Genomic DNA, 25,955 nt, shown 5'->3' on the forward strand with positions numbered 1-25,955 from the left:
CGGGCTGTCAATCACCCCGGGCGGCGGGCCCGGGCGCATGGACGCCGCCGGTCCGGGGCACTCCGTGCCTCCACCCCCGATCCCCAGGGAGCCGTCATGTCGCTCGCCACCACGCCCCGCCGCCGCAGCTGGCGCCTGGCCGCCGTCGGTCTCGCCCTCGCCGCGTCCCCGTTGACCGTCGCCGCCTGCGGCTCCGACGTCGTCAACGACGAGGTGGAGCAGAACGTGGAGGAGGGCGTCGACGAGGCCGAGCAGGAGGTCGAGGACGCCACCGACGGCGAGGACTCCGACGGCTGACGCCACGCGATGCAGAGACCTCTTTGCAAAGAGGTCTCTGCATCCCTAGCCTGGGGGCGTGTCCGGGAACGCCCCCGAGGAGACCGTCGACGTCACCGACCCCCGCACGCTGCGGGCGCTGGCGCACCCGATCCGCACCGGGCTGCTCGCCCTGCTGCGGTCGGAGGGCCCGTCCACGGCCTCCCGGCTGGGCCAGCGCCTGGGCGAGAGCAGCGGGACGACCAGCTACCACCTGCGCCAGCTCGCGGACCTCGGCTTCGTCGAGGAGGTGGCCGGCCAGGGCACCGCGCGGGAGCGCTGGTGGCGCGCCCGGCACCGCAGCACCCGCTGGCGCACCGAGGACCTGGTCGGTCAGCCCGGCGGCCGCGAGGTCGTCGAGGAGCTGACCCACCAGTCGCTGGGCCGGCAGCGCCGGCTGCTCGCCGCGCACGCCGAGCAGCGCGAGGCCCTGGAGCCCGTCTGGCGTGACGCCGTCTCGCTCAACGACTGGGCGCTGCACCTGTCGCCGGAGGCCACCGCCGCGCTCACCGAGGAGCTCAACGGCGTGCTCGCCCGCTGGCGGGCCGAGCGCGAGGAGCCCGGCCAGCCGCTGGTCCACGTGCTGCTGGACCTCTTCCCGCTCACCGAGGACCCGGCGTGAGCGCGCCGCTGACCGTCCGCTCGGCCGGCCGCCGGTTCGTCGGGCTGACCGCGCTGCGCTGGTTCCCGATCGGGCTCGCCGCGCCGGTGGCGGTGCTGCTGGCCGCCTCCCGCGGGCTCTCCCCGGCGGACATCGGCGTCGTCGTCGCGGTCTACTCGCTGGTCACCCTCCTGCTGGAGCTGCCCACCGGGGGGCTGGCCGACGCGATCGGCACCCGGCAGGTGCTCGTGCTGTCCGGGCTGATGACCGCCGCCGGGCTGGTCACCTCGGCCCTCGCGCACTCCGTCGCGGCGTTCGCGGTGGCGTGGGCGCTCAAGGGCGTCGGCCGGGCGCTGGACTCCGGGCCGCTGGAGGCCTGGTACGTCGACGCCGTCCACGCCGCCGACCCGTCCGCGGACGTGACCCCGGGACTGTCCCGCGCGGGCGCCGCCGACGGGGCCGGCCTGTGCCTGGGCGCGGTGCTCGGCGGGCTGCTGCCCCTGGTGGCGGTGGGCACGGGCGACGCGGTGCTCGTGCTGCCGGTGCTGGCCGCCGCGGTGGTGGCGCTGCTGGCGGTGGCCGCCGTCGCGGCGCTCGTCGTCCCGGTGGGCCCCGCGCGGCAGGCGGGGGCGGCCGCCCTGCGCGCCGGCGTTCGGGAGGTGCCCGCGGTGGTCCGCGGCACCGCGCGGCTGGTCGCCCGGGACCGGGTGCTGCGCCGGCTGCTGGCGATCTCGCTGCTGGTCGGCTGCACGCTGAGCACGCTGGAGCTGGTGGGGCCGCTGCACGTCGCCGCGCTCACCGGCGACGACGCCGAGGGCGCCGCGGTCTTCGGCGTGGTGATGGCGGTGTCGTACGCGGCGGCCGGGGTCGGGGCGCTGCTCGCCCCGCTCGCCCGCCGGGCGGCGCGGGGGTCGGCGAGCGCGGCGACGGCGGGGCTGGCCCTGCTCGGCGCGCTCGCCGTCGCGGTCGTCCCCCTCGGCGGGCCGCTGGCGCTGGGCGGGCTGTTCACCGTCTTCTACGTGGGCAACGCCGCGGCGTGGCCGCTCTGGAAGGACGCACTGCACGCGCGGGTGGCCGCCGGGCAGCGGGCGACCGCGCTGTCGGCGTCGTCGCTGACGCTGCAGGTCGGCGGTCTGCTCGCCAGCCTGCTGGTGCTGCGGCTGGCCGACGCGCTGGGCACCGCGACCGGGTTCTGGGTGGCCGCGGGGGCGCTGCTCGTCGTCGCGGTCGTGTCGGTGGGGCTGCGCTCCGGGGCAGCGGCCCCGTCCGGGCCGGCCGCCCCGGTTGCCTCGCGGCAGCGCGGGTAGCGGCGGGGCATGGCTGATCTCCCCCGCGACCACCTGAAGGGCCTCCGGGTCGCCGTCACCGGCGCGAGCGGCAACGTCGGGACGGCGCTGCTGCGGCGGCTGACCGCGCCGGGCAGCGGGGTGGCCGAGGTCCGCGGGCTGGCCCGCCGGCAGCCGCCGGACACCGCGCCCTACGACTCCGTCACCTGGTACACCGCCGACCTCGGTGAGACGTCCAGCGAGCAGGCGCTGACCAACCTGCTCGAGGACGTCGACGCGGTCGTCCACCTGGCCTGGGTGCTGCAGCCGGGCCGCAGGCCCGACGAGCTGCACGAGGCGAACGTCAACGGCACCCGCCGGGTGATGCGGGCCGCGGTGGCGGCGGGGGTGCGGCACGTGGTGCACATGTCCTCGCTCGGCGCCTACGCCGCCGGGGGCGGGGACCGGCCGGTGACCGAGGACTGGCCGGTCACCGGCATCCCGAGCTCGCAGTACAGCCGGCAGAAGTCCGAGGCCGAGCGGGTGGTGCGCGAGGTGGTCGGGCGCAAGCGCGACGTCACGCTGACCGTCGTCCGCCCCACCCTGGTGATGCAGCCGGAGGCGGCCAGCGAGATCGGTCGCTACTTCCTCGGGCCGCTGCTGCTCGGCGCCGCCCGGCTGGTGCCCGGGCAGGTGGCCTCGCGACTGCCGCTGCCCCTGCCGTCGCTGCGGGTCGGCTTCATCCACGCCGACGACGTCGCCGACGCCATCACCCGGATGCTCGACCGGCGCGCGCCCGGCCCGTTCAACCTCTCCGCCGACCCGGCCCTCGACGCCGACGGGATCGCCCGGGCGCTCGGCACCGTCCGGGTGCCGGTGCCGGCGGCGGTGCTGCGCGCCGGGCTGAGCGCGGCCTTCCACGCGCGCCTGGTGCCCACCGAGCCGGGCTGGCTGGACCTCGGCCTGCAGTCGCCGGTGCTCGAGACCGCCCGCGCCCGCACCCAGCTGGACTGGCAGCCCGCCTACCGCGGCGACGACGTCCTGCGCCAGTTCGTGGCCGCCCTCGGCCGCGGGGACGGCGGGCCCGGCCCGCTGCTGGCCGCGACCGGCGGCAAGGAGCACGACCCGGGCGGCGACCCGGCCAACGTGCCGGACCACCGCCCGGGCTGAGACGCCTTCCCCGCCCCTGACCAGCTCTTTCCCTGTCCACAGGGGTTGCTCGCGGACTCCTCTCGAACGTATGACCGAACCCGTGACGGGGTCCGCGACGCAGGTGCTCGACGCTCCTGCCGCGTCCGACCCGCCGGCCGGCTGGGCCGCCGGGCCGCGGGGTGAGGTGCAGGCCGCGGACCGGGCGATCGCCCGGCAGACCGCGCGCCGGTACCGGGCGCTCGCCGCCTTCGCCGCCACTTCCCCGCCACCTGTCCCTGGAGGCGGCCTGTGGGACACCGTGGACGATGCGCACGTGCCAGATCCGGTCGTGGCTGCCCTCGGTGTGGCCTGACCGATGACTTCTCCGCGCCGTGCCGGTCCGTACGCCGATCACCGACTCACGAGAGGCATGACGCCATGCGGAAACTGACCTTCGGCATGAACGTGAGCCTGGACGGCTACATCGCCGCCCCCGGCGACGACCTCGGCTGGAGCGTGCCGAGCGACGAGCTGTTCCAGTGGTGGTCCGACCGGGTGGGAGCGACGGGCACGGCGCTGTACGGGCGCAGACTGTGGCAGACGATGAGCTCCCACTGGCCCACCGCCGACCAGCAGCCCGGCGCCACACCGGCACACCTCGAGTACGCCCGCCGCTGGCGGGACATGCCGAAGGTGGTGTTCTCCTCCACGATCAGCGCGGTCGACTGGAACACCCGCCTGGTCACCGGCGACGCGGTCACCGAGATCACCCGGCTCAAGACCGAGGACGGCGGCCCCATGGACATCGGCGGCGCCACCCTCGCCGCGGCGGCCATGCGGGCCGGGCTGATCGACGAGTACGCGATCGTCACCCACCCGGTCCTGGTGGGCGGCGGCACGCCGTTCTTCACGGCCCTGGACAACTGGGTGGACCTGACCCTGGTGGAGAACCGGACGTTTCCCGACGGCGTGCTCCTGACCAGGTACGAGACCAGGCACTGAGTGCCCGACACCGGATCGGCGCGGGCTCGGCTGTCGCCCTGAACGGCCCGCTCGGGGACATCGCCGTCGGCTTCCTCGGCTCCGAGGGCTGCTCCAGGGGTGCACGTAGCAGCGTCGCCAACCGACCAGTCGTGTCATCGGCGATGGTCCTCGTCCTTCCTCCGAGCCGCTGATCGCACCGATGAGTCACGACCGCTCGCACCGTCCACGCATCAGCGTGACCTCACCAGCAGCCCTGCAGACGGCGGAGGAGCTCGTCATGACCCACGTCCCCCACCGTCCCGGCGGCCGGTCCTCGACGGACGCCGCCGCTCCCGTCACCATCACGCCGGTCCTCGTCGCCGACCTGCTTGCCGAGGGCGAGCGGATGCCGGTCCACGCGCACGTGATCGACCATCCCGACGCGCGTGTGCTGGTCGACACCGGCATGACGGAGCTGCACCCGGCGGGAGCCGACCTCGATCCCCGCCTCCGGCCACTGAGTGAGCAGGACTTCGACCTGGCCGGCATCGACGTCGTCGTCAACACGCACCTGCACGCCGACCACTGCGGCGGCAACCACCTCTTCGCCGGGAAGCCGATCTACGTCCAGCGTCGGGAGCTCGACGACGCGCGCAGCCAGGACGGTTACACCATCCGCGAGTGGGTCGACGCGCCCGGCGTGCGGTACGTGCCGGTCGACGGCGAGCTCGATCTGCTCCCCGGGCTCCGGCTCGTCCCGGCGCCGGGCCACACACCCGGCACGCAGGTGGTCGTCGTCGAGACCGGCGGGCGTCCGGTCGTCATCGGCGGCGACATGGCGGTCTGGTTCGGCGAGCTCGACGAGCCGCACACCGAGGGCCAGCTGCTGGTGCGTGCGCTCGACCCCGAGCTGGTCTGGCTCGCGCACGAGCACGAGCCCTGGCGACCCCGCACCGTCTGAGCCGCGGGACGGCTCCTGGTCAGGCGCGCGTCGTCCAGGCGCCGACCGAGCGGCCGGTGGCCGCGAAGACGTCGGCGGCCTGCTCCGCGCGCAGCGCCACGAACAGGCCCTCGGCCTCGGCGAGCACCACCTCGGGGCTGTCCTCGGCCACCAGCCGGGCGTGCGCGGTGGTGCGCCGGCCCACGGTCTCCCCCATCTCGGCGGTCAGCAGCAGCGGCACCCCGAGGTGCACCGGGCGCCGGTACCTCACGGTCAGGGTCGCGGTCAGCCCGCCGCGGCCGGCGGCGCGCAGCGCGCGGGCCAGGACGTGGTCGAGCAGCGTCGCCACCACGCCGCCGTGCACCAGCCCGGGCGGCCCCTCGTGCGCCTTGCCCACGGTGACCCGGCCGGTCGCCGTCCCGTCGGGGGTGTCGGTGGCCACCAGCGGCGGCGCCACCGGGCTGCCCGGCCCGTACACCGGGCTGTACCAGCGCTCGCCGGTCTCCGGGTCGTCGACCCGTGCGATCTCGTGCAGCCCACGGCCGGTCGCCCGCAGCCGCGCGGTCAGCTCCCGCGCGACGGCGGCGGCCGCCTCGAGCTCGGCCTCCGACACCTCCGTGCGGACGGCGGCGTCGACCAGGTCGCGCAGCGCGTCACCCAGCTCCCCGACGGCGACCCGCCGGGCGGCCCGCTCGTCCGGTGACGGGCTGGAACGGCCCTCCTGCAGGGACCCGTCCCGAGCGGCAGCGGGGGGCGGGGGGCAGGAGGGTCCTTCGTCAGCCACGCGGCATGCCGGCCGCGCGCAGCAGCCCGCCGCCGATGATCACCCGCTGCACCTCGCTGGTGCCCTCGTACAGCCGGTAGAGGCGGGCGTCGCGGTAGAAGCGCTCGACCGGCGTGGTCCGCAGGTAGCCCAGCCCGCCGTGCACCTGGACGGCGCGGTCGGTCGCCCGGCCGACCATCTCGCTGCACCACAGCTTCGCCGACGACGGGCCGATCGAGGTGTCCTCGCCGGAGTCGTAGCGGGCGGCGACCTCGCGCACCATCGCCTTCCCGGCCAGGGTCTCGGCGTGCATGTCGGCGATCAGCGCCTGCACCAGCTGGAACCGGCCGATCGGGGCGCCGCCCTGCTTGGCCGTGGCGGCGTAGGCGACCGACTCGTCGAGCACCCGCTGCGCCATCCCCACGCACAGCGCCGCGATGTGCAGCCGGCCGCGGGAGAGCACGGTGAGCGCCTTCGCGTAGCCGCGCCCCTCCTCGCCGATCAGCGCGTCGGCCGGCACGTGGACGTCGTCGAAGAACACCTCCGAGGTCCACGCCCCCGACTGGCCCATCTTCTTGTCCTTGGGGCCGAGCGAGACGCCGGGCGCCGTCGCGTCGACGACGAAGCTGGAGATCCCGCGCCCGCCCTGCTCCTCCGGGTCGGTGCGGGCGAAGACGACGAACAGGTCGGCCAGCGGCGCGTTGGTGATGTACCGCTTGGCGCCGTTGAGCACCCAGCCGTCGCCGTCGCGGCGGGCGCTGGTCCGCAGGCCCGCCGGGTCGGAGCCGGCCTCGGCCTCGGTGAGCGCGAAGGAGCCGATCAGCTCGCCGGCGGCCAGCCGCGGCAGGTAGGCCTTCTTCTGCTCCTCGCTGCCGAACCTCGCGATCACCTGGCCCGCGATGCCGTTGTTCGTGCCGAACAGCGACCGGAAGGCCGGCGTCGTGTAGCCGAACTCGAAGGCCAGCTCGACGTCCTCGCTCATGGAGACGCCCAGGCCGCCGTACTCCTCGGGCAGCGCGTAGCCGAACAGGCCCATGTCCGCCGCCGCGCCGCGCAGCTCCTCGGGGATGCGGTCGTCGAGGTCGATCTCCTCCTCGCGCGGGACGACCACCTCCCGCACCAGCTGGCGCACCGCGTCCCGGATCTGCGTGAAGTCCTCGGCGTCCACGCCCCCATGGTGCCGCCTCCGGCGGCCTCCCGACGAGCCGGGGGTGCAACACAACGCCGGAGGTGTTGCGGACGTCCGAGGACGGAACGTCGTGAACCGGACACACCCCGTTGCCGGTCACGGTCAGCCGCACTAGCGTCACCGACGGCACCCGAACCAGCGGCGCCGTGTCCTCCCCCGGGAGCCCTCGTGCACCTCTCCGTCGCCGTCGTGCCCGCACCGGACCAGGTCGTCGTCCGCCTGACCGGCGACGCCGGCCGGCCGACCCTCCCCCGCCTGGCCGCCGGCCTGACCCGCGCCGCCGAGCACGGCACCCCCAGCGTCGTCGTCGACGTGGCCGGCGCCCGCTTCCACGACCGCGCGGCGCTGCGGACCCTCGCCGGCTTCAGCGACACCCTTACTGCCGCTGGCCGGCGGTGCCGGGTGGTCGGCGCGCCCGCGGCCACCCGCCGCCAGGTGGCGGAGGCCGGCCTCGCCGGCGTCCTCGAGCTCGACGGCCCGCTCACCGGCGCCGACCCGGTGCGCCCCCTGCCGCGGCCGGCGCCGGAGTCCGTGGCCGACCCGCGCCCCACCCAGCCCCTCCCCGTCGGGTCGCTCCTCGCCGCGGCGGACCGGCAGGCCCCGGAGCTCGAGGACGCCCGCCGGCCGCGGGCCGCGGCGCACCCGCTGCGGGGACCGGCCGGGGTGCCCCGCCGCCGTGTCCCCGTCCCGCTGGACCGCTGGCGCTGACGCCGGACGTGCACGTGCCCCGGCCCGCACGCGGCGGACCGGGGCACGAGCGGGGTGCGCCTACGCCAGGGCGTCCAGGCGGGCCATGTCCTCGTCGGACAGCGTCAGCTGCGCCGCGCCCATGTTCTCGGTGAGGTGGTCCACCGACTTCGTGCCCGGGATGGGCAGCACCACCGGCGACTTCTGCAGCAGCCAGGCCAGCGCGACCTGCGCCGGGGTGGCGTCCAGCTCGCGGGCGATGTCGGCCACCGGGCTGTGCGGGGCGGCGAGGTCGCCGGTCGCGATCGGGAACCACGGGATGAACGCGATCCCGTTGTCGGTGGCGTAGTCCAGGACGTCCTGCGACTGCCGGTTGGTCAGGTTGTAGAGGTTCTGGACGCTGACGACGTCGACGATCTCGCGCGCCGCCCGCAACTCCTCCACCGAGACCTCGGAGACGCCGATGTGGCGGACCTTGCCCTCGTCCTGCAACTCCTTGAAGGCGCCGAGCTGGTCGGCCAGCGGCACCTCGGCGTCGATGCGGTGCAGCTGGATGAGGTCGATGCGCTCCACCCGCAGGTGGCGCAGCGACAGCTCGACCTGCTGCCTCAGGTAGGCCGGGCGCCCGACCGGCGTCCAGATGCCCGGGCCCTGGCGGGTCAGGCCGGCCTTGGTGGCGACGACCAGACCCTCCGGGTACGGGTGCAGCGCCTCGGCGATGATCAGCTCGCTGACGAACGGCCCGTAGGAGTCGGCGGTGTCGATGAGGTCGACGCCCTGCTCGACGGCGGCGCGGACGACACGCAGCGCGGCGTCGCGGTCGGCCGGCTCGCCCCAGACGCCCGGGCCGGGCAGCTGCATGGCGCCGTAGCCGAGCCGGTGGACGGCGAGGTCACCGCCGATGGCGAAGGTGTCGGCAGGTGCGGTGGCGGTCATGGACCCTCCCGGTGCGTGTGCCCCGGGCCGGCCGCCCGGGGTCCCGCACCCCGCCAGCACGGCGGTCCGCGCCGCTCTTCCCGGCGCGCCGACGATGTGACCGGCGACACGCGACCGAGAGGACGGCGATGGGCGAGATCCTGGTGCTGCGGCACGGCGCGACCGAGTGGAGCAGGAGCGGCCAGCACACCGGCGTGACCGACCTGCCGCTGCTGCCCGAGGGCGAGGAGCGGGCCCGCTCCCTGGCCCCGGCGCTGGCCGAGCGGCACGTCGTCGAGGTGTGGACCAGCCCCCGGCAGCGCGCCCGGCGCACCGCCGAGCTGGCCGGGCTGACCGCCACCGCCGTCGACGAGGACCTCGTCGAGCTCGACTACGGCGGCTACGAGGGCCGCACCACCGCCGAGATCAGCGAGGAGCTCGGCCGCGAGTGGTCGGTCTGGCGCGACCCGGTGGTGGCGGGCGAGACCCCCGGCGAGACCCTCGAGCAGGTCGGCGAGCGGGTGGACCGGGTGCTCGACCGGGCGCGGGCCCGGCTCGCCGACGGCGACGTCGCCCTCGTCGCGCACGGGCACGTGCTGCGGGTCCTCACCGCGCGCTGGCTGGGGCTCGAGCCCGCCGCGGGGGCGCTGTTCGCGCTGCCGGCCGGCGCCTACGGCGTGCTCGGGCACGAGCACGCGCGCCCGGTGCTCACGGGATGGGGACTGGGCTGAGCTCCATCGGCGAGGCGGCGCCGGCGGGCGCGGCGGGCCGGCCGAACAGCCAGCCCTGGGCGAGGTCGGCGCCGAGCGCGGCCACCTCCGCGGCCACCTGCTCGGTCTCCACCCCCTCCGCGACGACGACCGCCCCGAGCCGGTGCGCGTGCTCGGTCACCGTGCGCACCACCGCGCGGGCGCCGTCGTCGGGCAGCGCGGACACCAGCGCCCGGCCGAGCTTGACCACGTCGGGCCGGACGACGTCGAGCAGCGAGCGGCTGGACCACCCGGCGGCCACCTCGTCGAGGGCCACCCGCCAGCCGCGCTCCCGGTAGGACTCGAGGACGGCGAGCAGGTGCCCGCGGTCGGCGACGGCGGCCCGCTCCCCCACCTCCAGCACCAGCTGCCGCGGCTCCAGCCCCGCGCCCTCCAGCGCATCGACGGTGCTGGCGAGGTCGGCGTCGGGGTGCAGCACCGAGGTGGGCCGGGTGTTGACGAACAGGTCGGCGCCGCCCAGCCAGCCCGCGGCGCCGGCGATGGCGCACTCGCGGCCGACCCGGTCCAGCCGGGTGAGCCAGCCGGCGGAGTCGGCCACGAAGAACAGGTCCCCGCCGTCGACGGTGCGCCCGTCGGAGTCGCCGCGCAGCAGCGCCTCGTGGGCGACGACGGCGCGGTCGGCCAGCGCCACGATCGGCTGGTACGCCGACCACAGCTCGGCCTCGGCGAGCACGCCGACCTCGGCGGTCACCCCGCGGCGGGCCAGCTCCTGCGCAAGGGTCGGCGCGGTGAGCAGGCCGAGGGTCAGCGCGGTGTACTCGTTGGCCGGGTCGGTCGCCACCCGCACCGCCTCGGCCTCGGCGCCGGTCAGCGCGCGGGAGAGCCGGTCGAAGAAGACCTCCACGCCGACGCCGTCGCGCTCGTCGGAGAGGTCGAGCAGCCCGGGGGCGGCGAAGACCGACAGCCCGGCCGCGCGGGCGACGGCGGCCACGGCGGGCAGCACGTTCTCCTCCGCGGTCGCCAGCAGCACGCGGGTCGCGGCCTCGGGCAGGGGCCACTGCTCGCGCCGCCGCGCCGCACCGATCGGACTCGCCACGCGCAGCAGGATGACCGACCGGCCCGGCCGGTGCGGGCAGGCGCGCGGACGGGTCCCGACCGTTCAGGATGCCGCGCGGCCGACCGGTCTGCACGCGGCGCGGAGGCCCTACTGTCGATCCATGGCTGCTGTGATCACCGAGCCGCCGACGCGCCATGGCCGCGGCGGCCGCCCGCGCGACCCCAGCCGTGACGACGTCATCCGCGCGGCCATCCTCCGGCTGCTCGGGGAGGTCGGGTACGGCGCGCTGACCATGGACGCCGTGGCGGCGGAGGCCGGCGTCGGGAAGGCGACCATCTACCGCCGCTGGCGCACGAAGCAGGACCTCGTCGTCGACACCGTCTCCGACCTCAACCGGGCGTGGACGGTCACCGCCGACACCGGGTCGCTCGAGGGCGACCTCCGCCAGCTCGTGCACCGCATGGTGGAGATGATGGCCAGCCCGGTCGGGGCCGCGACCCGCTCGCTGCTCGCGGCGATGCAGCACGAGCCGGCGCTGATCGAGGCGTTCCGCGAGGGCCCGCTGGCCGTCTGGCGGCGGGCCTACGACGAGGTGTGGACCCGCGCCCAGGCGCGCGGCGAGGTGGGCCCCGGCCTGCCGCAGTCGATCCCCGCCGAGGCCACCACCGCGCTGCTCGTGCAGCGCTGGCTGGTCACCCGCGAGCCGGTGGACGCCGCCTACGCCGACGCCGTGCTCGAGACCGTGGTGCTCCCGCTGGTCCGCCGGGGCTGACGCTCACCAGCCGAGCGTGCCCGGCTCGCCCTTGAACGGGCCGACGACGTCCGCGGTGATCCAGCCGCCGTAGAAGTCCCCCGCCTGCGCGCGCACCTGCTCGCCGTCGACCAGCGCCCGGTCGACCCGGCTCGGGTAGAACGCCACCGCCCCGCGCAGGTGCTCGTACCCCGGGGTCGGGTCCTCGTAGGACCAGCCGACCGCCGGGTACCGGCGCCCGTCGACGACGGCGTCCCAGTAGGTGGCCCGCCCCTTCCACTCGCACCACGACGAGCCGGCGGCCCGCTCGAGCACGCCGGGGACGACGTCCTCGCGGGGCACGTAGTAGACCGGCGGGTGGCTGGTCTCGCAGACCCGCACCGCGCGGCTGGTCTCCCCGACCACCCGCCCGCCCAGCTCGACGACGACGCGGCGCGGCGTCACCTCCGCCGACGGCGGGCGCGGGTAGTCCCAGACCGACTCCTGACCCGGGCCGACCGGGTCGCGGCGCGGCGGGCGCACGGTGCGGCTCAGTCGTTGCGGTGCCGGGCCTTCTGGACGACGACCAGCGTCACCAGCAGGCCGAGGGCACCGACGGTGGCGCGCCCCGCCGTCGACTGCAGGAACCGCACGACGGCGGCCTGCCCCTGGGCGCGGAGCCGCGTCGGGCTGCTCCGGTACGCCAACTGGTCCAGGGTGGCCGCCAGCGACTCACGGGCGGCGTCGATCTCCAGCTGGATCTCTCGAGGGTCGCGAGGCACGGCGACAGCCTGCCAGACACCGCGCCGACCGGCCCGTTCCGGCGATCAGCGGCACCCGCGCGGGCGATGCGCCCCGGGACGCGCCCTAGACTCGGCGGCCACGCGGGAGTGGTGTAACGGCAGCCACGCCAGACTTAGGATCTGGTGCCCTCGGGCGTGCGGGTTCGACTCCCGCCTCCCGCACCCAGGGGTCAGCCCAGGCGCACGGTGAGCTCGACCTGCGGCGAGGCGAGCCCCGGGTCGTCGGCGTCGACCACCGCCAGCAGGTCCACCCGGTCGCCGTCCACGCCGCGCAGGGCCAGGCCCTCGACCTTCGCCACCCGCCCGTCCACCTCCGGCACCGGCGCGACGTCGAGCACCCGCCCGTGCTCGACCAGGACGAGCGCCGTGGCCACCACCGGGCCGTCGTCGACGGCGTTCGGCGTGTCCTCCGCCGCCGCGGACAGCAGCTCCCGGCCGTCGGGCAGGGCGACGGCGTCGGTGACGGCGAGCCCGACGCCGGCGACCTCACCGAGGTCGAGGACGTGCACCGGCCCCAGCGGCACCGCGCCGGGGTCCGCGTGCCCGAGCAGGGCCGCCAGCAACGGCGCCAGCAGGACCTCGACGCAGGCGTTCGGCACCCCGGCGGCGCGGTTGCCGCGCTGGTACCAGCGGAGGACGTCGCCCGCGCGGGCGGCGCCCTCCAGGTTCCGCTGCCCGTCCGGCACCCCGAGGCGGTCGCCGACCGCGGCGTACAGCGGGCCGAGGTCGGCCGCCCGGGCGGACGGCCGGTCGCCGTCGAGGACGACCAGCCCCCCCGCGGGTGCGCCGCGGCGTGGACCCCGACCCGAGCAGCAGCACCGCGGGCCGCCCGCCGGCCTCCACCGGGCTGGCCGTCTCCAGGTCGGGCTTGAGGGACTTGGTCCCGGCCGCCTCGGAGAACCGGTCGTGCCCCTCGACCGGCGGCAGCAGCCGCACCGGGACGACGCCGCCCGGGCGCTGCCAGGCCGCGGACGTGGCGTCGTCCTGGACCACGAGCCAGCCGTCGCCCAGCGGCGCGAGGCCCGAGGCCGCGGTCACGGGCGTCCCGTCGTCGAAGCGGAGCCCCCGGACGGCGGTGAGGTCGACGCGCACGGGGACGGGGTGCCCGCTCGGGCGCGGCCTCACGCGGGCAGGTGGCGGGACCAGATCACACAACCGTCTTTCCGCAGGTCAGCACGCTGAACTCCGTCCAGGGCCGCTGCACGCACGGCGAAGCCGACGTAGCCTCGGGTCGGCCGGCCGGCCGCACGACGGGGTGCCCGGGGCCGGTCCTCTTCCCCCTGCACACAGTCCTCCGGACACGACCCGTCGGAGCTCATGACCTCCCCGCGCACCGAGACCAGCCCCTCCCCCGGCACGAACCCCGAGCCGGTCCCCGACAAGCCCCGCACCTCGCTCACCGTCACCCAGGTGGCGGCCGGCGCCCTGGCCGCGGTGTCCGCGGCGGTCCTCGCCTCGTTCTTCGGCGTCGCCGGCACCGTGATCGGCGCGGCGCTCGTCAGCGTCGTCAGCACCGTCGGCTCCGCGCTCTACAGCACCTCCCTGAACCGCACGAGCGAGAAGCTGCGGAAGGCCCGCGAGCAGCTGGCGACCCGCCCCGCCCCCACGGCCGGCGAGGCCCCGACCCGGGCGATGCCCGCGGCCGGGACCGCCGCCGACGAGGCGGCGACCCGGGAGCTGCCCGCGCACCTGGACCCGCGCCGGGCCCCCGCACCGCGCCGGCGGATCCGCTGGCCGCGGGTGGCGGCGTACGCGGCCGCGGTCTTCGTCCTGGCGATGGGGGTCGTCACCGCGATCGAGCTGATCGGGCAGAAGCCGGTGTCCGCGCTGGTCGGCGGGACCGAGGACTCCTCGTCGTCCACCACGATCGGCGAGCTGTCCAACGCCTCGTCCTCGCGCGACGTGACCCCGTCGGACTCCGACCCGGCCACCCCGACGACCGAGGCGCCGGCCACGGGCACGCCCGGGGACGCCGGGGAGAGCGCGACGCCGCCCGAGGAGTCCGCGCCCGCCACCGAGAGCGGCAGCGACGAGGACGGCGAGGACGGCACCGGCGACGGCGCCGAGGAGTCCGCGCCCGCCGAGCCGTCGACGCAGGCGCCGGGGACCGACTCGGGCAGCGGGTCCGACGGCGACTCGGGCTCCGGCTCGGACAGCGGCCCGGGGTCCGGCTCGGACAGCGGCCCGGGCGCCGAGCCGCAGGCCGAGGCGGGCACCGGGGCGCAGGCCGACGCCGGCAGCGAGGGGCGGCCGGCCGCCTGAGCCGGCCGCCCCGGGATCAGTCCTTCGCCCGCCGCGGGACCAGCTTGAGCAGCGCCAGCCCGGCGAACAGCAGGGTGACGCCGGCGACCACGACCGCCAGCGCGTTGAATCCGGTGTAGGCGAGGGCGGTCGACCCGCCCACGCCGCTGGCCGTCACGTAACCCGCCTTGCTGTACACGTGCACCTCCTCTCGGTGGGTCAGCCCGCCGCGGGAGCCGCGACGTGGTGCCAGGTGGCCTCCCGGCGGCGGACGACGTCCACCAGGGAGCGGACGAACACGGCCTGGATGAACAGGTCGTAGACCAGCTCGACGACCAGGGGCAGCGCCAGCAGCAGCGCCCGCGGGCCGCCCCGGCGGACGGTCACCAGCCGCTCGGCCAGGAAGACCAGGCCGACCGAGGCCCAGAACGGGTCCATGCGCAGGCCGCCGTCGCGGGCCAGGACCAGCACGGTGAGCAGCAGGTAGGCCTGGAAGGCGAGGACGCCGAGGCCCATGCCCAGCTGCTGGGCCCAGTAGCGCAGGGTGACCCGGGTGAGCCCGTAGTGCCGGAGGTTCTCCAGGGCGCCGCGCTGCCACCGCATGCGCTGCTTCCACAGGTCCCGCCAGGTCGGCATGATCTCGGTGACCACCGAGCACGCCGCCGGGCTTGTCATGCGCCAGCCCAGGGTCTTGAGCGCGAGGGTCAGCTCGTTGTCCTCGGTGAGCGCGAGGGTGTCGTAGACCTGCCCCTCCCGGCCGGGCAGCGTGGTGCCGCGGGCGGCGGCCACCTCCCGCAGCGCCCGGACGCGGAACAGCGTGCCCGTCCCGGTCAGCACCATGACGCGGCCGGTCCGCGAGACGTCGCGGCTGTACCGCAGGTACTCGTTGCGCTGCAGCTGCCCGAGGACCCCCGCCCCGGGGTGCCCGTAGAACAGCCCCCCGGCGGCGCCGATCCGCGGCGAGGACTCGAGGCTGGCCGCGGCGGCCGCGAGGAACCCGGGCGCGAGCTCGGTGTCGGCGTCCATCACCAGGACGAGGTCGTCGTCGCGCAGGTCGGGGACGGGGCCGGCGTCCCCCGCGCCCCTGCGCCGGTCCGGGCCGCGCCGGGGGTCGTCGGAGGCGCCCCGCCGGTCGGCGGTGGCGGTGCGGCGGAACCGCTGCACGATCGCCTGGTTGAGGGCGCCGGCCTTCTTGTCGGTGTTGCCGACGGTCTCGTAGACCTCGGCTCCCCGCTCGCGCGCGATCCGGGCGGTGTCGTCGGTGCAGTTGTCGGCGACGACGACCACGCGGTCGGGACGGCGCGTCTGCCGTTGCAGGGCGTCGAGGGTGTCCCCGATGGTCGCGGCCTCGTCGTGCGCCGGGATCAGCACGACAAGCCGCGCCGCCGGGCGCCCGTCGTCCCCTGCCATGCCCGCCCCCTGCCGTCGTCCCGTCAGGGGGACAACGGCAGCCGGCGGCGGATCCCGCAGCCGGCGCCGGCCGGACCACCCGAACGGGTCAGGAGCCGACCAGCGCCCGGTGCAGGACGGCGACCAGCTCGGCGCGGGTGACGATCCCGGCGAGCCGGTCGTCGGCGTCGACCACCGGGAGGTGCCGCAGCCCGCGGTCGGCCATCAGCCCGACCAGCTCCGAGACCGGGGTGTCGGCGCCGACGGTGGTGACCGGGCTGGTCATGACCTTCGCGACCGGGTCGAAGTCCACGACGTCGAGGTTGAACAGGTCGTGGACGGTGACGATGCCGACGACCCGCCGGTCCGGCGTGACCACCGGCAGCGCCTTCACCGCGTGCTGGTTCATGAGCATCCGCGCGCGGTAGAGGGTCTCGTCGGGCTGCACGGTCCGCACGTCGCGCTCCATCAGCGCGCCCACGCGCAGCTGCCCGAGCCGGCGGTCCAGGGCGTGCGCCTCGGCGTCGCGGACCAGCGCCAGCACGTCACCGGGCAGCACGTCCAGGCCGCGGTCGAGCCGCTGCATCGCCGCCGTGACGTCCTCGGCCTGCAGCCCGACCCGCTCGGTGGGCGGCGCCTCGGGCCCGGTGCGCGGCGGCTCGGGCACGTGCGGGTAGGGCCGGCCGGTCAGGTTGTTCACCAGCGCGGCCACGAGCAGCAGCACGAGGGTGTCGACGCCGACCGGCCACAGCGCGAACGCCCAGCCGTGGTCGGCCACCGCCGCCTCGCCGACCGCCGCGAACAGCGCGCACGCGCCGCCCGGCGGGTGCACGCAGCGCAGCACCATCATCAGCGGGATCGCCACGCCGACGGCGACCGCCGCGGCGAGCGTGACGTCGTCGAGCAGCTTGCCCGCCGCGACGCCGACCAGCGTGGACACCGTGTTGCCCGCGAGCACGGGATAGGGCTGGGCCAGCGGGCTGGCCGGCGCGGCGAACAGCAGCACCGCGGTGGCGCCCATCGGCGCGACGATCCACGGCAGCCCGGCCGGCCCGCCGGGGACCGCGTGGGCGGTGAGCGCGGCCAGCGCGATGCCGGCCAGGGCGCCGAGCCCGCCGCGGAGCACCTCCGAGCGGCGGTAGCCCACCGGCGAGGGCCGCAGCCCGGTCCTCCACGCCCTGACGTCCGCGCGCACCCCGCTCCCCTCCCGCGGGCCCCCGCCCGCCGCGGGCGTGGACCCTACGTCGTCGGGGCGGTGCCGAGGTGCCGCCGCGGCGCGGAGGTCAGGCCGCGCCGAGCGTCTGCGCGATCACCGGGACCAGCGCCGCGAAGGCCTGCCCGCGGTGGCTGCGGGCGTCCTTCTCCGCGGGCTCGAGCTCGGCGGCGGTGCGGTCCAGGCCGTCGGCGACGAACACCGGGTCGTAGCCGAAGCCGTTGCTGCCGCGCGGCTCGCGGACCACCCGGCCGCGCCACTGCCGCTCGACGACCGACTCCGCGCCGTCCGGGGTGACCAGGGCGGCGGCGCACACGAAGGCCCCGCCGCGCCGCTCCTCGGGGACGTCGCCGATCTGGCCGAGCAGCAGCGCGGTGTTGGCGGCGTCGTCGCCGTGCCGGCCCGACCACCGCGCCGAGAGCACCCCGGGCATCCCGTTGAGCGCGTCGACGGCGAGGCCCGAGTCGTCGGCCACCGCGGGCAGGCCCGTGTACCGGACCGCCTCGCGCGCCTTGAGCAGCGCGTTCTCCGCGAACGTCGCGCCGGTCTCGGGGGCCTCCGGGTACTCGGGCACGTCGCGCAGGCCGACCACCTCGATCCCCGGGACGGCGTCGGACAGCAGCCGCTGGAGTTCGGCGAGCTTGCCGGCGTTGCGGGTGGCGAGCAGCAGGCGGGTCGTCATCGCTGCAGCGCCTCCTGCTGGACGCGGGTGAGCTCGGCGCACCCGGCGACGGCGAGGTCGAGCAGCCGGTCGAGGGTGGGCCGGTCGAACACCGCGCCCTCGGCGGTGCCCTGGACCTCGACGAAGCCGCCCTCACCGGTGCAGACGACGTTCATGTCGGTGCCGGCCCGCACGTCCTCCTCGTAGGCGAGGTCCAGCCGCGGCTCGCCGTCGATCACGCCGACGCTCACCGCCGCCACCGACTGCACGATCGGCTGCTTCTTCGCCAGCTTCTTCCGGTCGGCCAGCCACGCGACGGCGTCGGCGAGGGCGACGTAGGCGCCGGTGATGGCCGCCGTCCGGGTGCCGCCGTCGGCCTGCAGGACGTCGCAGTCGAGGGCGATGCTGTTCTCCCCCAGCGCCGCGAGGTCGATCGAGGCGCGCAGCGAGCGGCCGATGAGCCGGCTGATCTCGTGGGTGCGCCCGCCGATGCGGCCCTTGACCGACTCGCGGTCGCCGCGGGTGTGCGTGGCGCGCGGCAGCATGGCGTACTCGGCGGTGACCCAGCCCAGCCCTGAGCCCTTGCGCCAGCGCGGCACGCCCTCGGTGACGCTGGCCGCGCACAGTACGCGGGTGCGGCCGAACTCGACGAGCACCGAGCCCTCGGCGTGGTCGAGCCAGTTGCGGGTGATGGTCACCGGGCGGAGCTGGTCGGCCGCGCGGCCGTCGGGGCGGGTCACGGGCACCGAGCCTATCGACGTCGGCACGCCGTCCTCCGGGCGAGCTGTCACGATCGACGGCGTGCGATCGGAGCTGCGGAGGGTGCGGACCGGCGGCGCGCCGGTGGTGGTCGACCTGACCGGCGAGTGCGAGGACTTCGTCCGGCAGGAGGACGACGGCCTGCTGCAGGTGTTCGTCCCGCACGCCACGGCCGGGCTGGCCGTCATCGAGACCGGCGCGGGCAGCGACGACGACCTGCTCGCCCAGCTCGACGAGCTGCTGCCCCGCGACGGCCGCTGGCGCCACCGGCACGGCAGCCCCGGCCACGGGCGCGACCACGTGCTGCCGGCGTTCCTGCCGCCGCACCTGAGCGTGCCGGTGCTCGGGGGCCGGCTGCAGCTGGGCACCTGGCAGCGGATCTGCCTGGTCGACCCCAACGGCGACAACCCCGAGCGGCAGGTGCGGCTGTCGTTCCTCCGCGGCTGACGCCCCTGCTCCCCTCCCCCGTCGGGCGGGCACGGCATCATGGCGGGCGTGACCGAGACCGCTTCCGTCCGCCTCGCGCCCGGTGACCCGGCGCCGGACTTCACGCTGCCCGACGCCGACGGCACCCCGGTCTCCCTCGCCGACCGCCGCGGCCGCCGGGTGATCGTCTACTGCTACCCCGCCGCCCTGACCCCGGGCTGCACCACCCAGGCCGTCGACTTCACCGCCGCGGCCGGCGAGCTGGCCGAGGCCGGGCTGGACATCATCGGCATCTCCCCCGACCCGCCGGAGAAGCTGCAGCGCTTCCGCGAGCAGGAGGGCCTGAACATCACCCTGCTGTCCGACCCGGACAAGCGGGTGCTCACCGCCTACGGCGCCTTCGGCACCAAGAAGCTGTACGGCAAGGAGGTGCAGGGCGTCATCCGCTCGACCTTCGTCGTCGACGCCGAGGGCCGCATCGAGCGGGCCGCCTACAACGTCAAGGCCACCGGGCACGTCGCGAAGCTGCGCCGCGACCTCGGCCTGGGCTGAGTGCTCAGTCCCCGCGGACGCCGAGCACGCCGGTCACCAGCGCGTCGACCACCGTCGTCGCGGCCTTGAGGTCGGGGTCGCGGGCGACCATGACGTCGGAGTAGAGGAACGACTCCCCGAGCCGGACGACGGCGTAGGCCAGCACCGGCAGGGGGACCTCCGGCGTCAGCCCGTGCTCCTCGACGTCGCGCTCGAACAGCGCGGTGTAGGCCTCGGCCAGCCGCGGCTGCACCCGGCCGCGCGGGTCGGTGAGGACGCGCATCGCGGTGGTCGGCTCGTCGTCGATGAAGCGGCGCAGCGACGACGCGGTGCCCAGGACGTGGCGGTAGTCCTCGATGATCGCCAGGCTGCGCAGCCGGCCCGCGGGCTCCGCGCCCTCTGGCCGGGCGTCGTGCGCCTCCGCGGCTCGACGCAGCGTGCGCTCGGCCAGCCACCACATCGCCTCGCCGAGGATGGCGTCCCGGTTGCCCACCCGGCGGAACAGCGTCACGCGCGAGATGCCCAGCTGGGCGGAGAGGGTCGTGGTGTCGAGCCGCTCGCCGTCGAGGAGGGTCCGCGCCGCCCGGCGGACGACCTCTTCCCGCGGCGCGATCACGGACGCAGCGTAGGCGGGGGCGTCCGGCGCGGACACGGCCGCGGCACCGGCCTCACCCGCACGCGGGAGGGCGGCCACCGTGCGTGCACGGCGGCCGCCCCCGTCGTCAGGACACCGGGGCGGACCGTGCCGACCGGGTCCGCCGGGGTGCCGCCGCGGGGGCCGGTGGACGAGCATCGGCGGACATGAGCAGCGCAGACGCGACCCCTGCCCCCGACGGCGACATCGGCGTCACCGGGCTGGCCACGATGGGCGCCAACCTGGCCCGCAACCTCGCCCGCCACGGCTGCCGGGTGGTGCTCCACAACCGGACGCAGGCGCGCACCGACGCGCTGGTGGCCGCCCACGGGGACGAGGGCGCCTTCGTCCCGACCGGCTCGGTCCAGGAGTTCGTCGCCGCGCTCGCCCGGCCCCGCAAGGTCGTCGTCATGGTGCAGGCCGGCGCGCCGACCGACGCGGTGGTCGAGGAGGTCGCGCTCCTGCTGGAGCCCGGCGACGTGCTCGTCGACGGCGGCAACGCCCGCTACACCGACACGATCCGCCGGACGCGGGCGCTGGCCGAGCGCGGTGTGCACTTCGTCGGCTGCGGGATCAGCGGCGGTGAGGAGGGCGCCCTGCTCGGGCCGAGCATCATGCCCGGCGGCTCGGCCGAGGCCTACGCGATCGTGGGGCCGCTGCTGGAGTCGATCGCGGCGGTGGTCGACGGCACCCCGTGCTGCACCCACGTGGGCACCGACGGCGCCGGCCACTTCGTGAAGATGGTGCACAACGGCATCGAGTACGCCGACATGCAGCTCATCGCCGAGGCCTACGACCTGCTGCGCGCCCGGCTCGGCCTGTCCCCCGCCGAGATCGGCGAGGTGTTCGCCGGGTGGAACGCGGGGGACCTGGAGTCCTACCTGGTCGAGATCACCGCCGAGGTGCTGGGTCACGTCGACGCCGCGACCGGCCGGCCCTTCGTCGACGTCGTCCTCGACCAGGCGGAGCAGAAGGGCACCGGGCGCTGGACGGTGCAGTCGGCGCTCGACCTCGGGGTGCCGGTCAGCGGGATCGCCGAGGCGGTGTTCGCCCGCTCGCTGTCCGGGCACACCGCGCAGCGGGCCGCCGCCCGGGCGGTGCTGCCCGGCCCGTCGTCCGCGCCGGAGCCGGTGGCCGACCGGGACGCGTTCGTCGAGGCGGTCCGGCAGGCGCTGTACGCCTCCAAGGTGGTCGCCTACGCGCAGGGGTTCGACCAGATCGCCGCCGGCGCCCGCGAGCACGGGTGGGCCGTCGACCCCGGCGCGCTGGCCACCATCTGGCGCGGCGGCTGCATCATCCGCGCCCGTTTCCTCGACCGGATCCGGCAGGCCTACGCCGACGAGCCGGACCTCACGACCCTGCTCACCCACGGCTACTTCCGCGACGCGGTCGCCGACTGCCTCGAGGGCTGGCGGACGGTCGTCGTCGAGGCCGCCCGGGCCGGCATCCCGGCGCCGGGCTTCTCCACCGCGCTGGCCTACTACGACGGCCTGCGCGCCGAGCGGCTGCCCGCCGCGCTGGTCCAGGGCCTGCGCGACCTGTTCGGCGCGCACACCTACCGGCGGGTCGACCGGGACGGCGTCTTCCACACGGTCTGGGCCGAGGACCGCCGGGAGGTGCAGACCGGCTGAACACGACCCGCGGCTCAGGCCGTCCACGTGCCCGGGCGGGGCTGCCCGTACCGCCCGCCGTCCCAGCCCGGGTCCCACGGGAAGCACCCGGCGGGCGAGGCCCACGTGAGCACATGCGCCGGCACCGAGTGCTCGGCCGGCCGCTGGTACCAGCGGTTGGCGCCGAGCAGGACCTCACCCGGGTTGGGGCACTCCTCCACGACCAGGTCCTCCCGGCCGGCCTCGAGCAGCTCCCCGGGCACCAGCGACCGGCCGGCCACGACCTCGCGGGCCACCGCGTCGAGCAGGGAGTGCGTGGCGGAGGTCCCGCGCCCGACGAGCACCAGCTCGGGGTGGCCGAGGCCGAAGAGGCCGATGGTGTAGCCGAACGCCGGCTCGTCGGGACGGTCCCCCGGCCCGACGTACTGGACGGCGAAGCGGGCGCGGCGGATGACGGCGGCGAGGTGGGCGTCCTCCTGGTCCAGCCAGGCGGTGGTCTGCGGGTCGTGCGTCATGCCCGGGAGCCTGCGGGCCGGCACCGACAGGACGCGCCCGCGCACACCCGGTGGTGGACGCGGGTCCCCCCTGTGGACGACGGCGGCCGGACCGTCGGTCCCCCGGGTCGCCCGGCTCAGCCCTCCGCGGACCGCCTGGCCCGCGCCCGCCGCTTGCCCTCGTGCATCGCGGCCACCCGCGCGACCGGGATGGTGTGGCCCTCGGCGACCAGGTCGGCCGGGAGCTCCTGCGGCGCGGGCAGCAGCCGCGCCCAGAGGTCGCCGTCCCCCAGCCGGTCCGGCGCGGTCGTCACCGTGACGTCGCCCGGCCGGACCGAGGGCAGGTCCTCCCACGCGACCGGCGCCGACACCGGCAGGCCCGGGCGGATCCGCGGGCTGTAGGCGGCCACGATCGTCGAGGACCCGGAGCGGGTGGAGTCGAGGAAAACCCGGCCGTGCCGGTCCTCCTTGATGTAGGCGGTCGTGGCCAGGTCCGGGTGGAGGGCCGCGGCGCGGGCGGCGAGCGCGCGGGTCGCGGCGGCGGCGTCCTCGGGCCCGACGCCCCGGACCGGGACGACGACGTGCACGCCCTTGGACCCGCTGGTCTTCACCGCCCCGGCCAGCCCGGCGTCGGCCAGTGCCCGCCGCACCAGCTCCGCCGCCTGCACGACCACCGCGAAGTCGGCGCCCTCCGGGGGGTCGAGGTCGAGCACGATGCCGGTCGGCTCGGTCTCCGCGCCGGCGCGGAAGAAGGGGACGTGGAACTCCACCGCCCGCTGGTTGGCCAGCCACAGCAGGGTGCGGCGGTCGTCGCACAGCACCTGGTGCACCTCGCGGTGGGCGCCGAAGGACCACACGGGCACGGTGCGCACCCAGTCCGGCGCGCCCTTGGCCACGTTGCGCTGCATGAACGGCTCCTGGCCGGGCCGCACCCGCTTCACCGACAGCGGCCGGGCGGCCAGCTGCGGTACCAGCCGGTCGGCGAACGCGTCCAGGTGGTCGACCAGGTCGCCCTTGGTGACCCCCAGACCGTCGCCCAGCGGCGCGTCGAGGCTGGTCAGCCGGACGCCGTCCCGTTCGTCGTCGACCACCGGCCCACCGTGCCGCCCCGGACGGCACCGGGCAAGATGGACAGAGGGGTCGTTCAGACCTCGTAGGTGGCGCCCGGGGTGGCCAGCTCCGCGCCGGGGAACGCCGTCCGCGCCGCGGCGAGCTGCGCGGCGGGGTCCACCCACGCCGGCACGTGGGTGACCAGCAGCCGGCGCACCCCGGCCGCGGCCGCGGCCTCCCCCGCCTGCCGGCCGGTGAGGTGCAGGTCCGGCGGCAGCCCGTCCCGGTCGGGGTGGGCGGCCTCGGCCAGCAGCACGTCGGCGCCGTGCGCCAGGTCGACGACGGCCTGCGACGGCCCGGTGTCGCCGGTGTAGACCAGCGAGCTGCCGTGCGCGGTCAGCCGGACGGCGTGGCACTCGATCGGGTGCGCGGTGCGCGCGGTCTGCACGGTGAACGGGCCGAGGACGGCCGACACCGGGGTGGCCGCGAAGTCGAAGACGTCGGTCAGCGGCGCGCCGCCCTCGTCGTAGACCAGGCCCAGCCGCCGCTCGGCGCCGGCGGGGGCGATCAGCGGGACCCGGCGCCGCGACGAGCGGCCCGAGTAGCGGTGCCACACCACGAACGGGACGACGTCGAGGCAGTGGTCGGCGTGCAGGTGGGAGAGGTAGACCGCGTCGATCGAGTCGGGGTCGGCCAGCGCCTGCAGCGTGCCGAACGACCCGCTGCCCAGGTCGAGCAGCACCCGGAAGCCGTCGTGCTCGACGAGGTAGCAGGAGGCCGCCGACACGGGGCCGGGCCCGCTGCCCGAGCAGCCCACGACCGTGAGCCTCATGCCGCGCCCCCCGGCCGGTCGCACGTCCATCCGCTGTCCATGGCGGGCGCCAGGCTAGCCGCCGGCCGGGAGCAGGGCGGCGGCCGGGACGGACAGGACGCCGTCGGCCCAGGACAGGCCGCCCAGGTCGCGGACGACGACGTCGGCCCCGGCGCCGAGGGCCCGCTCCCCCACGCCGACGACCCGCGCGCCGGCGGCCCGGCCGGCGGCGATGCCCGCGGGACTGTCCTCGAACACCACGGTGTCCTCCGGCGGCACGCCGAGCAGGCGGGCTCCGAGGCGGTAGCCCTCGGGGTCGGGCTTGCCGGTGCGCACGTCGCGGGCGGTGACCAGGGCGCCGGGCAGCGGCAGCCCCGCGGCGGTCAGCCGGGCGGTGGCGAGGTCGGGGGTGCCGGAGGTGACCACCGCCCAGACGCCGGCGGGCAGCCCGGCCAGGAGGTCGGCGGCGCCGGGGACGGCGGCCACGGTGGTGGCGTCCTCGAGCTCGTACCGGTCGATGAGCGCCGTCGCGGCGGCCCGGCCGGGCCCGGGCACCAGGTCCGCCACGGTGTCCGCCGACCGCCGGCCGTGCACGACGGCGAGCACGTCGGCGGGCACCAGGCCGTGCTCGGCGGCCCAGCGGGACCAGGAGGAGGTGACGGCGGCGTCGGAGTCGACCAGGACGCCGTCGTTGTCGAACAGAAGGCCCCTGGCGAGGAGCCGTCGGCCACCCTGCAGGGGCCCGCCGCGAGCGTGCGAGCGGCGGGGGGCAGGGTGGTCCTCCGTCATGCCCAGAGCTGGCCCTCGAGGGCCGAGGTGGCCTCCTCCAGGGTGCCGGCGTAGGCGCCGGTGGACAGGTACTTCCAGCCGCCGTCGCAGACGATGAACACGATGTCGGCCTTGCGGCCGGCCGCGACCTCGCGGTCGGCGACGCCCAGCGCGGCGTGCAGGATCGCGCCGGTCGAGATGCCGGCGAAGATGCCCTCCCGCTCGACCAGCTGCCGGGTGCGGTGGACGGCGTCCTCGGGGCCCACGGAGAACCGCGAGTCCAGCAGCGACGGGTCGTAGAGCTCGGGGATGAACCCCTCGTCGATGTTGCGCAGGCCGTAGACCAGCTCGCCGTAGCGGGGCTCGGCGGCGATGACCTGGACGCCGGGCTTGTGCTCGCGGAAGTAGCGCGAGCAGCCCATGAGCGTGCCGGTGGTGCCCAGCCCGGCGACGAAGTGGGTGATCGACGGCAGGTCCGCGAGGATCTCCGGGGCGGTGCCGGTGTAGTGCGCCTCGGCGTTGGCCGGGTTGCCGTACTGGTAGAGCATCACCCAGTCGTCGTGCTCGGCGGCCATCTCCTTGGCCATCGCGACGGCCTGGTTGGAGCCGCCGGCCGCCGGCGAGCTGACGATCTGCGCGCCGTACATCTCCAGCAGCTGGCGCCGCTCGACGGAGGTGTTCTCCGGCATGACGCAGATGAGCCGGTAGCCGCGCTGCCGGGCCACCATCGCCAGCGAGATGCCGGTGTTGCCGCTGGTCGGCTCGAGGATGGTGGCGCCCGGCTGCAGCGTGCCGTCCTTCTCCGCCGCCTCGATCATCGAGATCGCGGCGCGGTCCTTGATCGACCCGGTGGGGTTGTGGTCCTCGAGCTTGGCCCACAGCCGCACGTCCGGCGTCGGCGACAGGTTCGGCAGCCCGACCAGCGGGGTGCCGCCGAGGGAGTCGACGAGGGAGTTGAAGCGGGCCATCGGGAGCTCTTCCGGGTCTGGGGACGGGAGGGACGGGGCTGTCTCAGCAGCCGCCGGCGACCGCCGGGAGGATCGTGACCGAGTCGCCGTCCTTGACCGCGGTGTCGAGGGCACCGGTGAACCGCACGTCCTCGTCGTTGACGTAGACGTTGACGAAGCGGTGCAGCTTGCCCTCCTCGGTCACCAGGCGGCCCTTGAGGCCGGGGTGCTGGGCGTCGAGGTCGTCGACGAGCGCGCCGAGGGTGTCCCCGCTGCCCTCGACGGTCTTGTTGCCGCCGGTGTGGGTGCGCAGGATGGTCGGGATCCGGACCTCGATGGCCATGGCGTGCGG

General features: G+C 76.3%; 32 protein-coding genes, 1 tRNA gene and 1 pseudogene. 14 read left to right on the forward strand and 20 right to left on the reverse strand.

Features of this window, described 5'->3' with window-relative positions; translation table 11 throughout:
• Positions 1 to 96 precede the first annotated feature (96 nt).
• From ACI79L_RS02085 to ACI79L_RS02110, 6 genes are all read left to right on the forward strand, one after another.
• A complete protein-coding gene (locus tag ACI79L_RS02085) occupies positions 97 to 297 on the forward strand; it encodes a hypothetical protein (RefSeq protein ID WP_456935173.1) in 201 nt (66 codons plus the stop codon).
• Between the two features lie 58 nt (positions 298 to 355).
• A complete protein-coding gene (locus ACI79L_RS02090) occupies positions 356 to 937 on the forward strand; it encodes a helix-turn-helix domain-containing protein (RefSeq protein WP_456935174.1) in 582 nt (193 codons plus the stop codon).
• Positions 934 to 2,223: an MFS transporter gene (locus tag ACI79L_RS02095; RefSeq protein WP_456935175.1), complete on the forward strand. Its 1,290-nt coding sequence runs from the start codon at positions 934 to 936 to the stop codon at positions 2,221 to 2,223. The genes ACI79L_RS02090 and ACI79L_RS02095 overlap by 4 nt, the downstream gene beginning before the upstream one ends.
• Before the next feature lie 9 nt (positions 2,224 to 2,232).
• Complete coding sequence (locus ACI79L_RS02100; RefSeq protein ID WP_456935176.1) at positions 2,233 to 3,351, forward strand: NAD-dependent epimerase/dehydratase family protein; 1,119 nt, start codon at positions 2,233 to 2,235, stop codon at positions 3,349 to 3,351.
• 399 nt (positions 3,352 to 3,750) lie between these two features.
• Positions 3,751 to 4,314 (forward strand): dihydrofolate reductase family protein, encoded by a 564-nt coding sequence (locus ACI79L_RS02105; protein WP_456935177.1) that lies wholly within the window; start codon positions 3,751 to 3,753, stop codon positions 4,312 to 4,314.
• A 259-nt stretch (positions 4,315 to 4,573) separates the two neighbouring features.
• On the forward strand, positions 4,574 to 5,236 hold the full coding sequence (locus ACI79L_RS02110) for an MBL fold metallo-hydrolase (RefSeq protein ID WP_456935178.1): 663 nt from the start codon (positions 4,574 to 4,576) through the stop codon (positions 5,234 to 5,236).
• 19 nt (positions 5,237 to 5,255) lie between these two features.
• On the opposite strand, the gene ACI79L_RS02115 is transcribed toward ACI79L_RS02110, so the two are convergent.
• Positions 5,256 to 5,999 (reverse strand): PaaI family thioesterase, encoded by a 744-nt coding sequence (locus tag ACI79L_RS02115; RefSeq protein WP_456935179.1) that lies wholly within the window; start codon positions 5,997 to 5,999, stop codon positions 5,256 to 5,258.
• Complete coding sequence (locus tag ACI79L_RS02120; RefSeq protein WP_456935180.1) at positions 5,992 to 7,146, reverse strand: acyl-CoA dehydrogenase family protein; 1,155 nt, start codon at positions 7,144 to 7,146, stop codon at positions 5,992 to 5,994. The genes ACI79L_RS02115 and ACI79L_RS02120 overlap by 8 nt, the downstream gene beginning before the upstream one ends.
• 189 nt (positions 7,147 to 7,335) lie before the next feature.
• Between ACI79L_RS02120 and ACI79L_RS02125 the strand changes: the two genes are divergently transcribed.
• Positions 7,336 to 7,875: an STAS domain-containing protein gene (locus tag ACI79L_RS02125; protein ID WP_456935181.1), complete on the forward strand. Its 540-nt coding sequence runs from the start codon at positions 7,336 to 7,338 to the stop codon at positions 7,873 to 7,875.
• A gap of 60 nt (positions 7,876 to 7,935) precedes the next feature.
• Here the strand turns inward: ACI79L_RS02125 and ACI79L_RS02130 are convergent, their stop codons facing one another.
• On the reverse strand, positions 7,936 to 8,790 hold the full coding sequence (locus ACI79L_RS02130; RefSeq protein WP_456935182.1) for an aldo/keto reductase: 855 nt from the start codon (positions 8,788 to 8,790) through the stop codon (positions 7,936 to 7,938).
• A gap of 128 nt (positions 8,791 to 8,918) precedes the next feature.
• Between ACI79L_RS02130 and ACI79L_RS02135 the strand changes: the two genes are divergently transcribed.
• On the forward strand, positions 8,919 to 9,500 hold the full coding sequence (locus ACI79L_RS02135) for a histidine phosphatase family protein (protein ID WP_456935183.1): 582 nt from the start codon (positions 8,919 to 8,921) through the stop codon (positions 9,498 to 9,500).
• Here the strand turns inward: ACI79L_RS02135 and ACI79L_RS02140 are convergent.
• Positions 9,478 to 10,575, reverse strand: coding sequence for an EAL domain-containing protein (locus ACI79L_RS02140; RefSeq protein WP_456935184.1), 1,098 nt, complete (start codon positions 10,573 to 10,575; stop codon positions 9,478 to 9,480). The two genes, ACI79L_RS02135 and ACI79L_RS02140, sit on opposite strands and share 23 nt — an antisense overlap.
• Positions 10,576 to 10,696: 121 nt before the next feature.
• On the opposite strand from ACI79L_RS02140, the gene ACI79L_RS02145 reads away from it, so the two are divergent.
• Positions 10,697 to 11,308 carry a TetR/AcrR family transcriptional regulator gene (locus ACI79L_RS02145; RefSeq protein ID WP_456935185.1) on the forward strand — a complete coding sequence of 204 codons (612 nt, stop codon included), beginning with the start codon at positions 10,697 to 10,699 and terminating at the stop codon, positions 11,306 to 11,308.
• Between the two features lie 3 nt (positions 11,309 to 11,311).
• On the opposite strand, the gene ACI79L_RS02150 is transcribed toward ACI79L_RS02145, so the two are convergent.
• Both ACI79L_RS02150 and ACI79L_RS02155 read right to left on the reverse strand, forming a co-directional pair.
• On the reverse strand, positions 11,312 to 11,809 hold the full coding sequence (locus ACI79L_RS02150; RefSeq protein ID WP_456935186.1) for a DUF427 domain-containing protein: 498 nt from the start codon (positions 11,807 to 11,809) through the stop codon (positions 11,312 to 11,314).
• Positions 11,810 to 11,817: 8 nt separating this feature from the next.
• A complete protein-coding gene (locus tag ACI79L_RS02155) occupies positions 11,818 to 12,048 on the reverse strand; it encodes a DUF3618 domain-containing protein (RefSeq protein WP_387985736.1) in 231 nt (76 codons plus the stop codon).
• Positions 12,049 to 12,150: 102 nt separating this feature from the next.
• Here ACI79L_RS02155 and ACI79L_RS02160 point away from each other — a divergent pair.
• Positions 12,151 to 12,231: transfer RNA gene (locus tag ACI79L_RS02160), tRNA-Leu, on the forward strand.
• A gap of 8 nt (positions 12,232 to 12,239) precedes the next feature.
• Here the strand turns inward: ACI79L_RS02160 and ACI79L_RS02165 are convergent.
• Entirely contained in the window at positions 12,240 to 12,839 is a 600-nt protein-coding gene (locus ACI79L_RS02165; RefSeq protein ID WP_456935255.1) for a DUF6910 family protein, read from the reverse strand.
• Positions 12,840 to 12,891: 52 nt separating this feature from the next.
• Positions 12,892 to 13,194 (reverse strand): annotated as a pseudogene (locus tag ACI79L_RS02170) (DUF6929 family protein); the annotation flags it as partial.
• Positions 13,195 to 13,386: 192 nt separating this feature from the next.
• Between ACI79L_RS02170 and ACI79L_RS02175 the strand changes: the two are divergent.
• Positions 13,387 to 14,331 (forward strand): hypothetical protein, encoded by a 945-nt coding sequence (locus ACI79L_RS02175; RefSeq protein ID WP_456935187.1) that lies wholly within the window; start codon positions 13,387 to 13,389, stop codon positions 14,329 to 14,331.
• A 16-nt stretch (positions 14,332 to 14,347) separates the two neighbouring features.
• On the opposite strand, the gene ACI79L_RS02180 is transcribed toward ACI79L_RS02175, so the two are convergent.
• The 5 genes from ACI79L_RS02180 to rph form a co-directional block, all read right to left on the reverse strand.
• Complete coding sequence (locus tag ACI79L_RS02180) at positions 14,348 to 14,509, reverse strand: hypothetical protein (protein WP_456935188.1); 162 nt, start codon at positions 14,507 to 14,509, stop codon at positions 14,348 to 14,350.
• Positions 14,510 to 14,529: 20 nt separating this feature from the next.
• A complete protein-coding gene (locus ACI79L_RS02185) occupies positions 14,530 to 15,720 on the reverse strand; it encodes a glycosyltransferase family 2 protein (RefSeq protein WP_456935189.1) in 1,191 nt (396 codons plus the stop codon).
• A gap of 88 nt (positions 15,721 to 15,808) precedes the next feature.
• Complete coding sequence (locus ACI79L_RS02190; protein WP_456935190.1) at positions 15,809 to 16,894, reverse strand: HPP family protein; 1,086 nt, start codon at positions 16,892 to 16,894, stop codon at positions 15,809 to 15,811.
• Positions 16,895 to 16,982: 88 nt separating this feature from the next.
• Positions 16,983 to 17,594: an RdgB/HAM1 family non-canonical purine NTP pyrophosphatase gene (gene rdgB, locus ACI79L_RS02195; RefSeq protein ID WP_456935191.1), complete on the reverse strand. Its 612-nt coding sequence runs from the start codon at positions 17,592 to 17,594 to the stop codon at positions 16,983 to 16,985.
• A complete protein-coding gene (gene rph / locus ACI79L_RS02200) occupies positions 17,591 to 18,313 on the reverse strand; it encodes a ribonuclease PH (RefSeq protein ID WP_456926008.1) in 723 nt (240 codons plus the stop codon). The genes rdgB and rph overlap by 4 nt, the downstream gene beginning before the upstream one ends.
• A 61-nt stretch (positions 18,314 to 18,374) precedes the next feature.
• Between rph and ACI79L_RS02205 the strand changes: the two genes are divergently transcribed.
• Both ACI79L_RS02205 and bcp read left to right on the forward strand, forming a co-directional pair.
• A complete protein-coding gene (locus ACI79L_RS02205; protein WP_456935192.1) occupies positions 18,375 to 18,779 on the forward strand; it encodes a YjbQ family protein in 405 nt (134 codons plus the stop codon).
• Positions 18,780 to 18,827: 48 nt separating this feature from the next.
• Positions 18,828 to 19,310, forward strand: a complete 483-nt coding sequence (bcp, locus tag ACI79L_RS02210; protein ID WP_456935193.1) for a thioredoxin-dependent thiol peroxidase — start codon at positions 18,828 to 18,830, stop codon at positions 19,308 to 19,310.
• Between the two features lie 4 nt (positions 19,311 to 19,314).
• On the opposite strand, the gene ACI79L_RS02215 is transcribed toward bcp, so the two are convergent.
• On the reverse strand, positions 19,315 to 19,905 hold the full coding sequence (locus tag ACI79L_RS02215; RefSeq protein ID WP_456935194.1) for a QsdR family transcriptional regulator: 591 nt from the start codon (positions 19,903 to 19,905) through the stop codon (positions 19,315 to 19,317).
• Positions 19,906 to 20,090: 185 nt separating this feature from the next.
• Between ACI79L_RS02215 and gndA the strand changes: the two genes are divergently transcribed.
• Positions 20,091 to 21,554: an NADP-dependent phosphogluconate dehydrogenase gene (gene gndA / locus ACI79L_RS02220; protein ID WP_456935195.1), complete on the forward strand. Its 1,464-nt coding sequence runs from the start codon at positions 20,091 to 20,093 to the stop codon at positions 21,552 to 21,554.
• A gap of 14 nt (positions 21,555 to 21,568) precedes the next feature.
• Here the strand turns inward: gndA and ACI79L_RS02225 are convergent, their stop codons facing one another.
• The 6 genes from ACI79L_RS02225 to ACI79L_RS02250 form a co-directional block, all read right to left on the reverse strand.
• Complete coding sequence (locus ACI79L_RS02225) at positions 21,569 to 22,048, reverse strand: DUF4262 domain-containing protein (RefSeq protein ID WP_456935196.1); 480 nt, start codon at positions 22,046 to 22,048, stop codon at positions 21,569 to 21,571.
• Positions 22,049 to 22,164: 116 nt separating this feature from the next.
• Complete coding sequence (locus ACI79L_RS02230; RefSeq protein ID WP_456935197.1) at positions 22,165 to 23,118, reverse strand: DNA polymerase domain-containing protein; 954 nt, start codon at positions 23,116 to 23,118, stop codon at positions 22,165 to 22,167.
• Between the two features lie 53 nt (positions 23,119 to 23,171).
• Positions 23,172 to 23,909, reverse strand: a complete 738-nt coding sequence (locus tag ACI79L_RS02235; RefSeq protein ID WP_456935198.1) for an MBL fold metallo-hydrolase — start codon at positions 23,907 to 23,909, stop codon at positions 23,172 to 23,174.
• A 54-nt stretch (positions 23,910 to 23,963) separates the two neighbouring features.
• Positions 23,964 to 24,677 carry an HAD-IA family hydrolase gene (locus ACI79L_RS02240; RefSeq protein WP_456935199.1) on the reverse strand — a complete coding sequence of 238 codons (714 nt, stop codon included), beginning with the start codon at positions 24,675 to 24,677 and terminating at the stop codon, positions 23,964 to 23,966.
• On the reverse strand, positions 24,674 to 25,624 hold the full coding sequence (locus ACI79L_RS02245; RefSeq protein ID WP_456935200.1) for a PLP-dependent cysteine synthase family protein: 951 nt from the start codon (positions 25,622 to 25,624) through the stop codon (positions 24,674 to 24,676). The genes ACI79L_RS02240 and ACI79L_RS02245 overlap by 4 nt, the downstream gene beginning before the upstream one ends.
• A gap of 43 nt (positions 25,625 to 25,667) precedes the next feature.
• Positions 25,668 to 25,946: a ubiquitin-like small modifier protein 1 gene (locus ACI79L_RS02250; protein ID WP_456935201.1), complete on the reverse strand. Its 279-nt coding sequence runs from the start codon at positions 25,944 to 25,946 to the stop codon at positions 25,668 to 25,670.
• Positions 25,947 to 25,955: the final 9 nt, after the last annotated feature.

This window comes from Geodermatophilus sp. SYSU D00684 (genome assembly GCF_054050455.1).

Coding starts and splice junctions, on each gene's coding strand:
- ACI79L_RS02235 (WP_456935198.1), bottom strand. CDS start 23,909: ATGAGGCTCACGGTCGTGGGCTGCTCGGGCAGCGGGCCCGGCCCCGTG.
- ACI79L_RS02250 (WP_456935201.1), bottom strand. CDS start 25,946: ATGGCCATCGAGGTCCGGATCCCGACCATCCTGCGCACCCACACCGGC.
- ACI79L_RS02130 (WP_456935182.1), bottom strand. CDS start 8,790: ATGACCGCCACCGCACCTGCCGACACCTTCGCCATCGGCGGTGACCTC.
- gndA (WP_456935195.1), top strand. CDS start 20,091: ATGAGCAGCGCAGACGCGACCCCTGCCCCCGACGGCGACATCGGCGTC.
- ACI79L_RS02245 (WP_456935200.1), bottom strand. CDS start 25,624: ATGGCCCGCTTCAACTCCCTCGTCGACTCCCTCGGCGGCACCCCGCTG.
- ACI79L_RS02185 (WP_456935189.1), bottom strand. CDS start 15,720: ATGGCAGGGGACGACGGGCGCCCGGCGGCGCGGCTTGTCGTGCTGATC.
- ACI79L_RS02240 (WP_456935199.1), bottom strand. CDS start 24,677: ATGACGGAGGACCACCCTGCCCCCCGCCGCTCGCACGCTCGCGGCGGG.
- rdgB (WP_456935191.1), bottom strand. CDS start 17,594: ATGACGACCCGCCTGCTGCTCGCCACCCGCAACGCCGGCAAGCTCGCC.
- ACI79L_RS02100 (WP_456935176.1), top strand. CDS start 2,233: ATGGCTGATCTCCCCCGCGACCACCTGAAGGGCCTCCGGGTCGCCGTC.
- ACI79L_RS02225 (WP_456935196.1), bottom strand. CDS start 22,048: ATGACGCACGACCCGCAGACCACCGCCTGGCTGGACCAGGAGGACGCC.
- ACI79L_RS02105 (WP_456935177.1), top strand. CDS start 3,751: ATGCGGAAACTGACCTTCGGCATGAACGTGAGCCTGGACGGCTACATC.
- ACI79L_RS02135 (WP_456935183.1), top strand. CDS start 8,919: ATGGGCGAGATCCTGGTGCTGCGGCACGGCGCGACCGAGTGGAGCAGG.
- ACI79L_RS02145 (WP_456935185.1), top strand. CDS start 10,697: ATGGCTGCTGTGATCACCGAGCCGCCGACGCGCCATGGCCGCGGCGGC.
- ACI79L_RS02175 (WP_456935187.1), top strand. CDS start 13,387: ATGACCTCCCCGCGCACCGAGACCAGCCCCTCCCCCGGCACGAACCCC.
- ACI79L_RS02110 (WP_456935178.1), top strand. CDS start 4,574: ATGACCCACGTCCCCCACCGTCCCGGCGGCCGGTCCTCGACGGACGCC.
- ACI79L_RS02085 (WP_456935173.1), top strand. CDS start 97: ATGTCGCTCGCCACCACGCCCCGCCGCCGCAGCTGGCGCCTGGCCGCC.